The organism is Pantoea sp. M_9 (assembly GCF_008631385.1).
Taxonomy (GTDB): domain Bacteria; phylum Pseudomonadota; class Gammaproteobacteria; order Enterobacterales; family Enterobacteriaceae; genus Pantoea; species Pantoea eucrina.
This window is the reverse complement of the sequence record NZ_VWUF01000014.1, coordinates 1-13,285: the sequence shown is the minus strand read 5'-3', so window position 1 is coordinate 13,285 and position 13,285 is coordinate 1. Positions and strand designations below refer to the sequence as shown.

Annotated in this window: 10 protein-coding genes; 6 read left to right on the top strand and 4 right to left on the bottom strand. The window is 54.8% G+C overall.

Features of this window, described 5'->3' with window-relative positions; translation table 11 throughout:
• Window positions 1–80: 80 nt before the first annotated feature.
• A complete protein-coding gene (locus tag F3I15_RS15740; protein WP_039382899.1) occupies window positions 81–290 on the top strand; it encodes a hypothetical protein in 210 nt (69 codons plus the stop codon).
• 23 nt (window positions 291–313) lie between these two features.
• On the opposite strand, the gene F3I15_RS15735 is transcribed toward F3I15_RS15740, so the two are convergent.
• Window positions 314–2,212 carry a flagellin gene (locus tag F3I15_RS15735; RefSeq protein WP_150018558.1) on the bottom strand — a complete coding sequence of 633 codons (1,899 nt, stop codon included), beginning with the start codon at window positions 2,210–2,212 and terminating at the stop codon, window positions 314–316.
• Between the two features lie 900 nt (window positions 2,213–3,112).
• On the opposite strand from F3I15_RS15735, the gene F3I15_RS15730 reads away from it, so the two are divergent.
• The 4 genes from F3I15_RS15730 to F3I15_RS15715 all read left to right on the top strand — a co-directional run bounded on the left by F3I15_RS15730 (window position 3,113) and on the right by F3I15_RS15715 (window position 8,042).
• Complete coding sequence (locus F3I15_RS15730; protein WP_150018557.1) at window positions 3,113–4,093, top strand: glycosyltransferase family 2 protein; 981 nt, start codon at window positions 3,113–3,115, stop codon at window positions 4,091–4,093.
• Between the two features lie 11 nt (window positions 4,094–4,104).
• Complete coding sequence (locus tag F3I15_RS15725) at window positions 4,105–5,412, top strand: flippase (RefSeq protein ID WP_150018556.1); 1,308 nt, start codon at window positions 4,105–4,107, stop codon at window positions 5,410–5,412.
• The gene (locus F3I15_RS15720) at window positions 5,409–6,404 is read left to right on the top strand and encodes a glycosyltransferase family A protein (protein WP_150018555.1); all 996 of its coding nucleotides are present in this window, start codon (window positions 5,409–5,411) and stop codon (window positions 6,402–6,404) included. Before F3I15_RS15725 ends, F3I15_RS15720 begins: the two co-directional genes overlap by 4 nt.
• 351 nt (window positions 6,405–6,755) lie before the next feature.
• On the top strand, window positions 6,756–8,042 hold the full coding sequence (locus F3I15_RS15715) for an HAAAP family serine/threonine permease (protein WP_150018554.1): 1,287 nt from the start codon (window positions 6,756–6,758) through the stop codon (window positions 8,040–8,042).
• Window positions 8,043–8,083: 41 nt separating this feature from the next.
• Here F3I15_RS15715 and F3I15_RS15710 read toward each other — a convergent pair whose 3' ends face one another.
• The 3 genes from F3I15_RS15710 to dbpA form a co-directional block, all read right to left on the bottom strand.
• Window positions 8,084–9,640 carry a methyl-accepting chemotaxis protein gene (locus F3I15_RS15710; protein ID WP_150018553.1) on the bottom strand — a complete coding sequence of 519 codons (1,557 nt, stop codon included), beginning with the start codon at window positions 9,638–9,640 and terminating at the stop codon, window positions 8,084–8,086.
• Window positions 9,641–9,951: 311 nt separating this feature from the next.
• Window positions 9,952–10,914 (bottom strand): chemotaxis protein, encoded by a 963-nt coding sequence (locus F3I15_RS15705; protein WP_150018601.1) that lies wholly within the window; start codon window positions 10,912–10,914, stop codon window positions 9,952–9,954.
• Between the two features lie 140 nt (window positions 10,915–11,054).
• Window positions 11,055–12,434, bottom strand: a complete 1,380-nt coding sequence (gene dbpA, locus F3I15_RS15700) for an ATP-dependent RNA helicase DbpA (protein WP_150018552.1) — start codon at window positions 12,432–12,434, stop codon at window positions 11,055–11,057.
• Between the two features lie 370 nt (window positions 12,435–12,804).
• Between dbpA and F3I15_RS15695 the strand changes: the two genes are divergently transcribed.
• Window positions 12,805–13,002: a hypothetical protein gene (locus F3I15_RS15695; protein ID WP_150018551.1), complete on the top strand. Its 198-nt coding sequence runs from the start codon at window positions 12,805–12,807 to the stop codon at window positions 13,000–13,002.
• Window positions 13,003–13,285: the final 283 nt, after the last annotated feature.

Below are 13,285 nucleotides of genomic sequence, written 5' to 3'. Positions count from 1 at the left end.
CAGCCTCAGGCAGACGCCGGCTGGACGTATTCCTATCCGTTGACCAGACTTAGCGTTCCCCCCGAAAAGGAGAATGCACAATGAGTACCCGATACAAAGTGACCTATGAACATCAGGATGGCGACGTTAAAAAGCGCGAAGAGGTGATACTGGAGAGCGAAAATGAGCCTTCAGATGAAGAGGCGCATGAAGCGGTGCTGCAGGATCTTGCGATGATGAAAACTCCCGGTACCGGCGTAGATGGCGTGGCGAAGTTCGATATTATCAGTATCGCCCCGGCTGACGAGTAAAAGGGGCGGTTGCCCCTTACCTCTTACCCCTGCAGCAGCTTAAGCACCTGCTGCGGTTCCTGCTGCGCCTTTGCCAGCACGGAGTTACCGGCCTGCTGCAGAATTTGCTGACGCGCCATCGCTGACACTTCCTGCGCATAGTCAGCGTCTTCAATACGCGAGCGGGCTGCTGCGTAATCGGTTGTGCTCTGGCTCTGCAGCCGCTGCGCCGACTCCAGCCGGTTGGCAATCGCACCCAGCTGGCTGCGCCGGCTGTCAATCAGCGCCAGGGCGCGATCCAGCGTTGCCAGCGGATCGTCCGGATGCTTCAGGCGGATCTCATCGCCCATCTCTGAAACACGCATCGTCGTCAGATTGGTTGAGGCATCAGTGGTTGAAGAGATGCCCGCCTGAAAATAGATCTGAATATCACCGGTGCCCTGCAGCGTTTTCAGCATGATACTGCCGCTGCTGTCGTGAGTCACAAAGGTCGCTGTTTTATCAATGCCGATATCCGGCGCATCCATATAGTAGTTGCCGTCACCGTCCAGCCGCAGCACGTCGCTGGCGCTCTGGCCTGAAACATCGGTATAGCGCAACTCAACGTTTGCCGGGTCCAGCGTGACGTAAGCCGTACCGGTTACGCTGTTTACGCTGCTAAAACTGTTGATAGCACTGCTGCTGACAGCGCTGATAGCCAGGGAACTGCTGCCGGTCTCGTCAGTATGCGCGGCCACCGCTGCGTTGAAATATTGAAAATTACCGCCGCCGTTATCAACTTCCATCACGTACTGTGAACCGCTCTGCAGCAATCGCGCATTACTCAGGCTATTTCCGCTGGCATCCGTAAAGCTGAGCGTGGCGCTGCTGGTATCAATAGCGGGCGTTTGCGTTACAGCAGCCGGTAGCGTAGCAAAATCGGCACTGCTTTTGGTCGGGGCGCTGGTGACCTGCGCGATAACATTTCCGCTGCTGCCAAAGTCCAGCGTGGCAGCGTGATAGAGACCGCCTTGCTCAACATAATAGCTGCCGTTATCAACGGTGAGATGCGCGGCGGGCGTAGCGGCAAGCGCAGTGCCATCTGATTGCTGAAAATTAACTGCCGGAATAGCACGCGCCGCTATAGTGTTTACGCTGCTATAGAGCGGGGTGGATGTGGCGCGGCTGATGGCCACCGTTCCGGCGGCATTAGCGGTGTCCCAGCGGGCGCTTACCGCCGCCAGATAGTATACCGGCTTGCCGTCAGCGCCGGTGCTCTGCACATACTGCCGGTTATCCGCGCTGCTGCGCATCAACTGCGGCGCGCCTGACGAAGGCGTATAGGTCACAGTAATAGCCGGATTGGTGAAATTCATATTGGTGGCAAGGCCGGTCACGCGGTTAACCGGCGTCACTTTGCCGCTGATGCCACCGATCACCAGATCTTTCAATCCCAGCGCGCCAACGCTAAAGCCCGGCGCGGAAAGGTCCAGCATAATCTTTTCACGATCGTTGGCACCAACCTGGAAACCGATTTGTCCGGCGCTGCCATCGAGCGTTTTGATGCCATTAAACGCAGCCGTACTGTTCAGACGATCGATCTCTTTCAGGTTAAGGTTAATCTCTCCCTGAATGGAATCGGCGTCACTCTGCGAAAGGGTACCGTTCAGTCCCTGTACCGCCAGCTGCCGGATACGCTGAACGCGATTATTGATCTCATCCAGAGCGCCAGCAGTGGTATTTACCAGCGACAGCCCATCGCCTGCGTTACGCTGCGCCTGCTGCAAACCGCGCTGCTGACTCTGCATCCGGTTTGCTATGGCCTGTCCTGCCGCATCATCACTTGCGCTGTTGATACGCATTCCGGAAGAGAGATTACGTATCGCTGTTCCCAGCGCTGACTGGCTTTTGTTTGTGTTCTGCACCGCATTAAGGGCAAAAAGGTTGGTTTGCAGGGAAATCATTTACTAACTCACCGGTTGTGCTGTTGATAGCGTTATCGGCAGAAAGTGATTTTATTTTAACCATTATTTGGCCTAAGTCGCTGTAGCGCTGCGGTGCTGTGATTTACAGCGGAATCGCGATCTTTTTTTACTGATATTAATCCTGGTGACCCTTACGCGTTTATCTTATCAGTCAGCGTAATATTCCTTTATTAAAGCTAATCAATCTGCATTTTAATTAATGGCCGATTTGCTGCGTAAATTCTGTTTTCCTGGCCTCCCCATTGACCCTGGCTTGTTCAGCAGAGAGAATGCCGTTTAAAGTTTTGAAACAGATCGCATTTTAAGGGCCTGAAGCCCATTGCAGTATGGCTGCGATAGCCATACTGGATTAACGCCTCCTGCTTCTCACGCGGTGCAACAGACGCAGCGGAATAATAAAAGAGCAGGGCGCACAGCACATATCATTAATGTTGCCACACGTTACGTTAAGGCCGCTGAAAAGTCGGTAAAACGATTTGCGCGACGTCGCGCCGCAGAGCGCGGCAGGCCGGACGCGGATAACTTATTGATAAAGAATGATACCCAGCTGAAGCTGATGCTAAAGCCGCTATTATTTGCCCGCCATCCAGCCAGATTGCGAGGTGAATCGCAGGCAGCCGGGCGTCGTCAGCGGTATGCATTTACAAACGAATAATAAATAGTTCTGGCGTGCAGCGCTGGCGAAATTCTTATTATTACTTTGAGTGTTCGTTTATTTAATTAGCGGATTTCCTTACTGAGGAAACTCCGAAAAAAATCCGGAATACAGTTAAGCCGGACGCAGGAATATGCCATAAAGCACGCGCTTTATCTGAACGGCAATCTTTAACGCCGCTGCGTTCGCCTTATTAATACTGACAAAACGAGTTCTGAGGTCTCATGCAAAATCCCGTAAACGACGTGTTACTGAGCGTCATTGTGCCGGTGTATAACGCGGCTGCTTATCTGGAAAGAAGCATTAATAGTCTGCTGCAGCAGACGGAAATGCGCTTTGAAGCGATTTTTATCAATGATGGCTCAACGGATACGTCACAGGCCATTCTTGAGCGGTTTGCGCACCATCCGCAGTTCCACATCATTGAACAGTCCAATATGGGCGTCTCTGCGGCACGGAATCAGGGGCTGCGCAGCGCACGCGGTAAATTTATCTGTTTTTTAGACGCGGATGACTTTCTGCCGCACGACGCCTTTGCCACCTGGGTAGGGCTGATGCAGGAAAATATCGGCATGTGTATCGGCGAGTCGCAGCATTTTACGCCAGCCGGTGAGCCGCTGGATCAGCCAGCCAACCGTGACGCATCGCGGCAGATGAGCGCGGCGGCAGCGGTCAACGACGTGCTCTATTTCCATCCCCGTCACGGCATCTGCGACAAGGTATTTCGCGCGGACGTTATCCGGCAGCATCAGCTGCGTTTTAACGAGGAGATCTTCAACTTCGAAGATCTGCTGTTTGTGATGAATTACCTCTATCTGCTGCAGAACCAGCAGGTCATCGCCACCGAACGCGTGGTCTACCACTACGTGAAGTCAGACAACTCCGCCACCCGTTCGGCGCTGCGTGAAAAGCACTTCTCCTTTGCGCGTTCGTTTGGCCGGATGAAGGCGTTTATGACCCGGCAGCACCATCGCTACTACTACCATCTCGTGCTCAAGGTCACCTCTTCCTACATCAGCAAGGGGCTGAACAGCCGTGAATTCAGCGGCGCCTTTATTGAGGATTATATCGCGCTTTATCGCCGCAGTTTCCGCGCCTATCTCTCTTCCGGCCCGATGCTGAATCCCTGGAGTCTCTATTTCACCCTCTTTTTTGTCAGCCCGCGCGGCGTTTCACAGCTGCGCCGCCTGGCGCGTAAAGCGTAAGGGGAGCCGGAATGAAAGAGAAACTCAGAAACTCAATGTGGATGATCGCTGAAAAGCTGATCGCCGTTTTTGGCCTGATTTTTGTGACCTCTTACGTCGCCAAATATGTCGGCCCGACCACCTTCGGCATTATCTCACTCTCAATGCTGATTTTTCAGTTTTTGCAGAGCATCGCGGTAATGGGCAGCGATGTCATATTGCTGAAGCGCATTGCGCAGAACCACCGTTCGGGTATTCGTCTGATGATGGCTGCAGGCCTGCTGGTGCTGGGCGTCTACAGCGTCCTGGCGATTAGCGGCATGCTGATCATGAAGGCGGAGTGGAGCCCGGACGCGGTAGTCTTTATCTGTGCCGCTGCGCTGGCCTGCCTTTTCTCGGCGCTCGATCTGGTTAACATCTACAACGAGGCGATGCTCAATGCCCGTCTCAATGTGATCGCTAACGTTATCGGGCTGGCGATCAGCCTCTCGGTGCGGTTCCTTATCTCCTGGCTGGAGCTCGATCCGCGCTACCTGGCGATCCCGATTGTGCTCGCCACCTTTATTCCCTTTGTCATTAAGCTCGCGCTGTTTACGCGCCAGCACCGCCATGAACCGCTGCCGGCGCTGCGTCAGCTGAAGCAATATTCGCGCTATATGGTGGCATCAGGCATGTCGCTGGTTATCTCGGCCATTGCGGTCGGCATCTATACGCGCGTCAACCAGGTAAGCGTCTCTTACTTCCTCGGCGTAAAAGAGGCGGGCATTTTCTCTGTGGCGCTGACGCTCTCCACGGCGTGGGTATTTTTACCGGCCGCACTGCTGGCATCGTTTTATCCCGCTTTCTTTGCCGAGCGCAACCGCGATCGGGCGATCGTCAAAGCGCAGCAGCTGCATCTGCTGGTGATTGGCGTCTCTGCGCTGGTAATTATGGCGATCTGGCTGCTGTCAGGCTGGTTTATTGGTCACTTTTACGGCGCTGCCTATCTGGATGCGGTAGCCCCGACGCTGCTGCTGAGCGTGGGTGCAATGTGCGGTGTGCTGAGCAGCGTGATGGACCGCTTCATTGTGAAATACAACGGCTATCGCTTTCTGATCAAAAAGACCTTTGCGGTACTGGTTATTTGCCTGATCTCTTCGCTGCTGCTGGTGCCGCATTACGGCCTGACCGGTGCTGCACTGAGCGTGGTGATTACCGAATTCGTCTCCTTCTCCCTGCTTAATTATTTTTTCACCGCGCAACCCGTGGCGCGGATCCACCAGGTTTTTTTCAACCCCAGGAAGCTATGGCAGTTATTTAGCGATTACAAAACCTCAGACAGTAAAGAGAGTTTATCATGAATGACAATCCGCTCTTCAGTATCATCATTCCCGTTTATAACTCACAAAATACCATCCGGCGCACGCTGCTGAGCGTTTTGAACCAGACGTTCAGCAGTTATGAAGTGGTGGTGGTTAACGACGGCAGCCGCGACGACAGCGCGCAGATTCTGTCTGAGTTTGCCAGCTATCCGCAGATAACCGTGCTGGAGCAGATCAACGCCGGCGTCAGCGCTGCGCGCAATACCGGGCTGTTAAAGGCGCGCGGCGACTACGTGCTCTTCCTGGACGCCGACGACTGGGTTGATGACAATTTCCTGATGAGTTTCAAGCAGAATCTCAACGCCTGGCCGGCTGAAACCGTAGACCTGATGGTCGGCCACCTGAATGACGATCGCATTGGCAAGGTGTCGCAGGCGGGCTTTTTCAGCCAGCACGATATCCCTTATGTGCTGGGCGAGCTGGAGATCAGCGACAACATCGGCTATCTGCATAATAAATGCTACCGCCGGGAGATTATTGAATCCCTGAACCTGCGCTTTCTGGAGGGGATCTCAATGAGTGAAGATCTGCTGTTTAACCTGAAATATTTCAGCTGCATCAGTAACTTCCTGATTACGCCTAACGCGGCTTATCACTATGAAGATACCAGCGGATCGCTCTCCAAGCAGAAGGTGCAGTACAGTGAATTAAAGGTGCGTAAGCAGTCGCTGACCGCGCTGTATGACACCATCGTCGATAAATATCAGGCCAGCGAACTGGACCACTTTCTGAAAGGGATCTCAAAGCGCGTGCTGGCGCTGGATATGCAGATTGTCACTGCCATGTATCACGCTTCCTTTTCACCGGCAGATATCGCAACAGAAATAGAACAGATAAAGCGCGGAAAATACTCAAAAGGTATCTTCACGCTGCTGAATAAAAATGAAAAACTGAAGTACATGATTATGAATCTTAACTCACTCACAGCGTACTATTTCCTCTATGCGTTATACAGAATGCGCGCATTCTGATCCCTGATTCTCCCGGCGTTGCCCTCCGATCTCTGTCTCTGGCAGAGGAGGGCAGCAGCCGGGAGAGACCGCTGCTTTTACCCTTCGGTTGTTTACTTCACTTGCACAATTTTTGTGACTCAGGTCAAATAACGTCAGGCAATCGATTGCGCGCCGGTTTTGTGCATTTTTAAAGCATAAATTTACCAGCCTGCGCATTTTTGCTGCTTTTGTGACGCGTATCTTGCGTTGTGCCCCCCGCACGGTGACAAAAACGTATAGCATGAGCGCGGTTGAACGGCAGCCCGCAGCGGCTGACCGTGAACAGAGAGCCGGAAACCGGCTGCAATAATGATGATTCTGGAGAGAGTGATGAACAACTCACAAACCAGCACGCTGGCAACCGCCAGAGCGGCCAGGGGCTGGAGCAAGAGTGACACGGTGTGGATGCTGGGTCTGTATGGTACGGCGATCGGTGCCGGAGTGCTGTTTCTGCCGATTAACGCCGGCGCCGGCGGGCTGCTGCCGCTGCTGATCATGGCCCTGCTGGCATTCCCGATGACCTTCTATGCGCACCGCGCGCTGACCCGTTTCGTCCTCTCGGGTAAAAATCCGGGTGAAGATATCACTGACGTGGTGGAAGAACACTTTGGCAGCGGGGCGGGTAAGATCATCACGCTGCTCTACTTTTTTGCTATCTATCCCATTCTGCTGATGTACAGCGTGGCCATCACCAATACCGTAGACAGTTTTATGGTGCATCAGCTTGGCCTGGTGTCGCCGCCGCGCGCGCTGCTGTCGCTGCTGCTGATCAGCGGGATGATGGTTATCGTGCGCTTTGGCGAGCAGATGATCGTGAAGGCGATGAGTATTCTGGTCTTTCCGTTTGTTGCCGTCCTGATGCTGCTGGCCGCCTGGCTGGTTCCGCACTGGCACGGCGCCGCGCTGCAAACGCTGTCGTTTAGCGAGGCAACGGGCAGCGGCAATCTCTGGATGACGCTGTGGCTGGCGATTCCGGTAATGGTTTTTTCATTTAACCATTCGCCGATTATCTCGTCGTTTGCCGTCGCAAAACGCGACGAATATGGCGCCGGTGCGGAAAAACGCTGCTCGCGCATACTGGCCAGTGCGCATCTGATGATGGTGGCTACGGTGATGTTTTTTGTGTTCAGCTGCGTGCTGAGCCTGTCGCCAGCCGATCTGCAGGCAGCGAAAGCGCAGAACATCACCATTCTTTCTTATCTGGCTAACCATTTTCAGGTGCCGATGATCGCCTGGCTGGGGCCGATTGTCGCGATGGTCGCGATCACGAAATCGTTTCTGGGGCACTATCTGGGGGCGCGCGAAGGTTTTAACGGCATCGTCACCAAATCGCTGCGCAGCCGCGGTAAAGCGATCGCGCCGCAGAAGCTGAACCGGCTGACCACGCTGTTTATGCTGCTGACCACCTGGCTGGTGGCCACGCTGAACCCCAGTATTCTTGGCATGATTGAAACGCTGGGCGGGCCGGTTATCGCGGCGATCCTGTTTTTGATGCCGATGTATGCGATTCAGAAAGTGCCGGCCATGCGCCAGTACAGCGGGAAAATCAGCAACCTCTTTGTGGTAATTATCGGACTGCTGGCGATCTCTTCTGTCGCCTGGTCGCTGTTCAACTGACCACAGCCGGGTCGCCGTCACCGGCGGCCCGGGCGTGGGCATTACGCCAGCGCGGTTTTAAACACGCTCATCGACTGCGCCAGCCGATCGGCCTGCTCCTGCAGCGCCTGTGAGGCGGCGGATGCCTCCTGCACCAGCGAGGCATTCTGCTGCGTCACCGCTTCCATCTGCGTAATAGCCTGATTAATTTCACCAATGCCGCTGCTCTGCTCGCTGCTGGCAATCGTAATTTCACTCATGATCTCAGCCACGCTCTGCACGCTGCTGACGACTTCACCTATGGTAGAGCCGGCGTGCGTCACCAGGCGGCTGCCTTCATCGACTTTTGCCACCGAATCTTCAATCAGAACTTTGATCTCTTTAGCGGCGGAGGCGGAGCGCTGGGCCAGATTACGCACTTCCGATGCCACCACGGCAAAGCCGCGTCCCTGTTCACCGGCACGCGCTGCCTCAACGGCGGCGTTGAGCGACAGAATATTGGTCTGGAAAGCGATAGAGTCGATGACGCTGATAATATCGACGATCTTCTTCGAGGAGTAAGCAATCGCCTCCATTTTATCGATAACCTGCTCCATCACCACGCCACCCTCTTTAGCCACCTCAGAGGTTTTTGATACCAGCGAGTTCGCTTCGCGCGCGTTGTCGGCGTTGTGCTTCACGGTCGCGGTCATCTGCTCCATCGCGGAAGCGGTCTCTTCCAGCGAGCTCGCCTGCTGCTCGGTGCGCGAAGAGAGATCGATATTGCCGCTGGAGATCTGATTAGAGGCAACGGCGATGGTATCGGAGCCGGCGCGCACGTTAGAGACGATGGTAATCAGATTGTCGTTCATGGTCTGCAGCGCCTGCATCAGCACGCCGGTTTCATCTTTACTGCGTACCGTTATGCGCGAACTGAGATCGCCGGCGGCCACTTTGCTGGCCACGGTGACGGCCTCATTTAGCGGACGCACGATAGAGCGGGTCAGCAGCAGACCCAGCAGCACGGCGGCAGCGATGGCGATAGCCGTGAAAATTACGGAAACCTGAATCGCCGTGGTGCCATCCTCAATGATGCCGACCCCTTCCTGATGGAGCTGGCTGGCCTGAGAGTCAGCAAAAGCGGCCGCGCTGAGCAAAAAGGTGTTTTGCGTCTGAGTAATCTTTTTCAGCACGTAGTTGCTGGCTTCCTCTGTCTTGCCATCCCGCACCAGCGCCAGCACCTCATTTTTTTGCTGTTCAAACAGCTTGCTGGCGGCAAGTAATCCGGCAATTTTCTTTTTGCCTATCGGCGTGACCTGGATGGCCTCAATTTTTTTCATGGCGCTGTTGGTTTGCGCCGTTGCATCCGCGAGCTGAGCAAAGCGTTTAACATTATTTTCCGGTCGGGTGGTATCAATCACGATACCGCGCAGATATTTGATCTGATCATTAACGCCATCGCGCACGTCAAAGCCGAGGCGAACCTTAACAAAACGATCTTCTACAATAGAGGTAATACCGGTTTTGATATTGCTGATTTTAAGCCACGACGTAACGCCCACCACCATTAACAGGGCCACGACCAGGCCAAAGGCGATGCCCAGGCGTACCCCGACTTTCATATTCTTGATGCTCAACATTGGTTCTCCCTGTTTGCCAGAAATCAGACAGTAATAGGATGCGTCAGCAGGTGGGTAATCTGCTGCGATAGACTGTTTTTAAAAGAAAAAGAGAAATCTGTCTGCGCAGGCTATCCCCGAAAACTCCGGCGCAGGCGCAACAGTTATCGGTAACTAATATATTTACTTTAATTTTTGCGCGCGGCAGCGAAGATCGGTTAGCAATACTAAATAGTGATGAATAAGCGGTACTGTTTCGGGGCGGGAGGAATAACCACAATAAAAAAGGCGCGATAGTCGCGCCTCAAGGGGAAGGGGGAAACAGGGCGGATTCAGCGCTGTTTTTCCAGCACGCTAAAAATGGCACTGGAGAGCTCATTGATCTCGAATTTTGCCACATAACCATCGGCGCCCACTTTGCGAACGTGATCCTCGTTGGCGCTGCCGGAAAGTGAAGAGTGAATGACGACCGGAATATGACGCAGCGCATCATCACGCTTGATATTACGCGTCAGCGTGAAGCCATCCATCTCCGGCATCTCCAGATCGGTCAGAACCAGGGCGATTTTATCGTGAATCGATTCGCCGCTGGCCTGCGCTTCTTTCTTCATTTCATTGATTTTTATCCACGCTTCCAGGCCGGTATTGTGCATCAGGGCCGGAATACCCATGCTCTTCAGCCCCTGTTCGAGCAGCTGACGAGCCACTTTAGAATCTTCCGCCACGATAGCGACTGCGCCGGGCTTCAGATTAAAGTTTTTCGCGGTCTTAGCGTCAGGTTCAACGCCGCGCACCGAAGGAATGATGTCATAGAGGATCTGCTCTACGTCGAGTACCAGAGCAAGGTTATTGCTCTCACCATTGCTGTCAAGGCAGGCGATACTGGTGATATTGCGGCTGCTGATCCCCGCTTCTGCGGTATGCACCTGGCTCCAGTCGAGACGCACAATATTCTCTACCGACTCCACCGCGAACGCCTGGGTACTGCGCGCATATTCGGTAACCAGCAGCAGATTCAGACCGGTTTCGGGTTTGCAGCCGGTTACGGCCGGCAGGTCGATGACCGGAATAAACTGCCCCCGGATACTGGCCATACCAAGTAGCGGTGAGTTCATACCAGCGGCGCGCGTGATGGCCGGCATCGGCACAATTTCGCGTAGCTTGAACACGTTGATGCCATACAGCTCAGATTTGCCTTTCAGCCGATCGGAACCCAGGCGAAACAGCAGCAGTTCAAATTTGTTGGACAGCGCCAGGTTTGCGCGTTCGTCGATCTCTTTCTGAAAATTATCCATCATGGCCTCGGGGCAGAATCTGGGCGGAGCAGGGAGAGGGCGGAAGTGCCATGATTAACTTATCGGCAGGGCGTGCGAAAAATGAAGGGAGAAGGAGAAATTTAGCGCAAGGGCGCGATCGCCCTCACGCTATAGCCATACTATTTCAGAAGAATCGCGCGCACGCTTTTTCCTTTGATCTTGCCCTCTTTGAGCCGGATCAGCGCTTTTTTCGCCTGCGCTGCCGCAATCGCGACATAGGCGTGCGACGGCGTCAGGTCAATTTTACCGATCTGATCGGCACTGAAGCCCGCTTCACCGGTCAGCGCGCCCAGGATATCACCCGGACGCATTTTTGCTTTGCGCCCGCCATCGATACAGAGCGTCATCATGGCCGCAGGAAGCGCCTGTGCCGCTCTGCCTTTTAAGGTAGCGGCCGCCACCCAGTTAAGCTTCTGCTGCAGGTAATCCTCCAGCGCATGGGCGCGAGCCATGCCGTCAGGAGCCACAAAGCTCACCGCGACTCCTTTTTCGCCCGCGCGCCCGGTGCGGCCAATGCGGTGCAGATGCACTTCCGGATCCCAGGCCAGTTCAAGATTGACGACCAGCGCCAGCGATTTGATATCCAGACCGCGTGCGGCCACGTCGGTCGCGATCAGGACGCGGCTGCTGCCGTTAGCAAAGCGGATCAGCACGCGCTCACGATCGCGCTGCTCCAGATCGCCGTGCAGCGCCAGCGCGCTGATATCGCGCTCGTTCAGCGCGGCGGCAATATCATCGCACTCGCGTTTGGTATTGCAGAACACCACGCAGGAGGCGGGCTGGTGCTGACTCAGCAGAGCGCACAGCAGGTTAACGCGCTCGCCTGCGCTCGCTTCGATAAACTGCTGTTCAATCGCAGGCAGCTCCGCTTCGGTTTCCGTTGCAACCGCCAGCGCGTCGCGCTGAAAGCGCTGGCTCAGGCTGGCAATGATGTCAGGCCAGGTGGCGGAGAAAAGCAGCGTCTGCCGTGCGGCGGGCGTGAAGCCAATAATCGCTTCCATATCGTCGCGGAAACCCATCTCCAGCATGCGGTCGGCTTCGTCGAGCACCAGCGTCTGCAGCTGGCTGAGATCGAGGTTGTCGCGCTTAAGGTGATCCAGCAGGCGGCCTGGCGTGCCGACGACGATGTGCGGAGCATGCACCAGCGAATCGCGCTGTGCGCTCATCGGCTGGCCGCCGCACAGCGTGAGGATTTTAATATTGCGCGTAAAACGTGCCAGCTGACGCAGCACATTGCTGACCTGCTCAGCCAGTTCACGCGTCGGGCAGAGGATCAGCGCCTGCGTATGAAACTGGCTGTTGTCGATACGATTAAGCAGGCCGATACCGAACGCAGCGGTTTTGCCGCTGCCGGTCTTCGCCTGCGCACGCACATCGCGGCCGGCAAGTATGGCGGGAAGCGACGCTGCCTGGATAGGCGTCATCGCATCAAAGCCCATGTCGCGCAGGTTGTCGAGCTGGCTGGCGGGCAGTTGCGTCAGGGTTGAAAAAGCAGTCACAAAGATGTCTCAGATAGGAGGGAAGATAACGCGGCCAGTCTGGCAGAAAGCCACGCAGGCAGCAACGGTAATTCGCCTGATGCATACGGCCGGAGAGAGAACACAACCCTGTCCCGCATAATGGTGATTATTGTTGCAAAGTTTTAATAAGTTGTTATCCGGAACGATCCTTTGTCGTTTAAAAAAGATTCAGTAAATAAGGAGATTAACGCTTTTAGATCGTTTTTCCGCGGTAACTTAAGATAAGTTTTCCCCGGGTCAGGCTTATATATTACCCAGCATAAGGAAATTCTGATTAAAAACCCTTGTTGTTCTGATCTATATTGGGCGCGCCATTTGGCGAACGAATTTACTTCAGAGGTCAATTTCATTGAGTCAAAGTCTCCAGGGACATAGCGAAGACATTCTGAAAATCGTCGGCCGCGCCGTATTAACGCTGCACCTTCATGGAGAAGCTTTATCCTCTGATAAAGTCAGCTCAATGATCGCCTGTTATGCGGAAGAAGAGCCAGTCAGTGACGATGAGCATCAGCGCCTCTATGCGCTGGCCATTCAGATGTTGTCGTAAAACGCTATGCAGCGGCGGGTGTCGCCGGTAAGTAAGACAAAAGCCTCCAGCCGGAGGCTTTTTTGTTTTTGGGCTGGGTGCTAAGCAGCGCGGGGCACTGAAGGGTTCCGCCCGTCAGGGCAGGGCTGTGCGCGGCACCGGAGGGTTCCGCCCGTCAGGGCAGTGCGTGACACCGGAGGGGTTCCGCCCGCCACGCTTCCGGCAGTTTCAGCGGCGTTTCCGCACGCGGACGGGCTAAGGGGCGGGTGGGCGCGCCCCTTAGCAATCCGCGCCCCGCGCCGTC

Coding starts and splice junctions, on each gene's coding strand:
- F3I15_RS15740 (WP_039382899.1), top strand. CDS start 81: ATGAGTACCCGATACAAAGTGACCTATGAACATCAGGATGGCGACGTT.
- F3I15_RS15735 (WP_150018558.1), bottom strand. CDS start 2,212: ATGATTTCCCTGCAAACCAACCTTTTTGCCCTTAATGCGGTGCAGAAC.
- F3I15_RS15730 (WP_150018557.1), top strand. CDS start 3,113: ATGCAAAATCCCGTAAACGACGTGTTACTGAGCGTCATTGTGCCGGTG.
- F3I15_RS15725 (WP_150018556.1), top strand. CDS start 4,105: ATGAAAGAGAAACTCAGAAACTCAATGTGGATGATCGCTGAAAAGCTG.
- F3I15_RS15720 (WP_150018555.1), top strand. CDS start 5,409: ATGAATGACAATCCGCTCTTCAGTATCATCATTCCCGTTTATAACTCA.
- F3I15_RS15715 (WP_150018554.1), top strand. CDS start 6,756: ATGAACAACTCACAAACCAGCACGCTGGCAACCGCCAGAGCGGCCAGG.
- F3I15_RS15710 (WP_150018553.1), bottom strand. CDS start 9,640: ATGTTGAGCATCAAGAATATGAAAGTCGGGGTACGCCTGGGCATCGCC.
- F3I15_RS15705 (WP_150018601.1), bottom strand. CDS start 10,914: ATGGATAATTTTCAGAAAGAGATCGACGAACGCGCAAACCTGGCGCTG.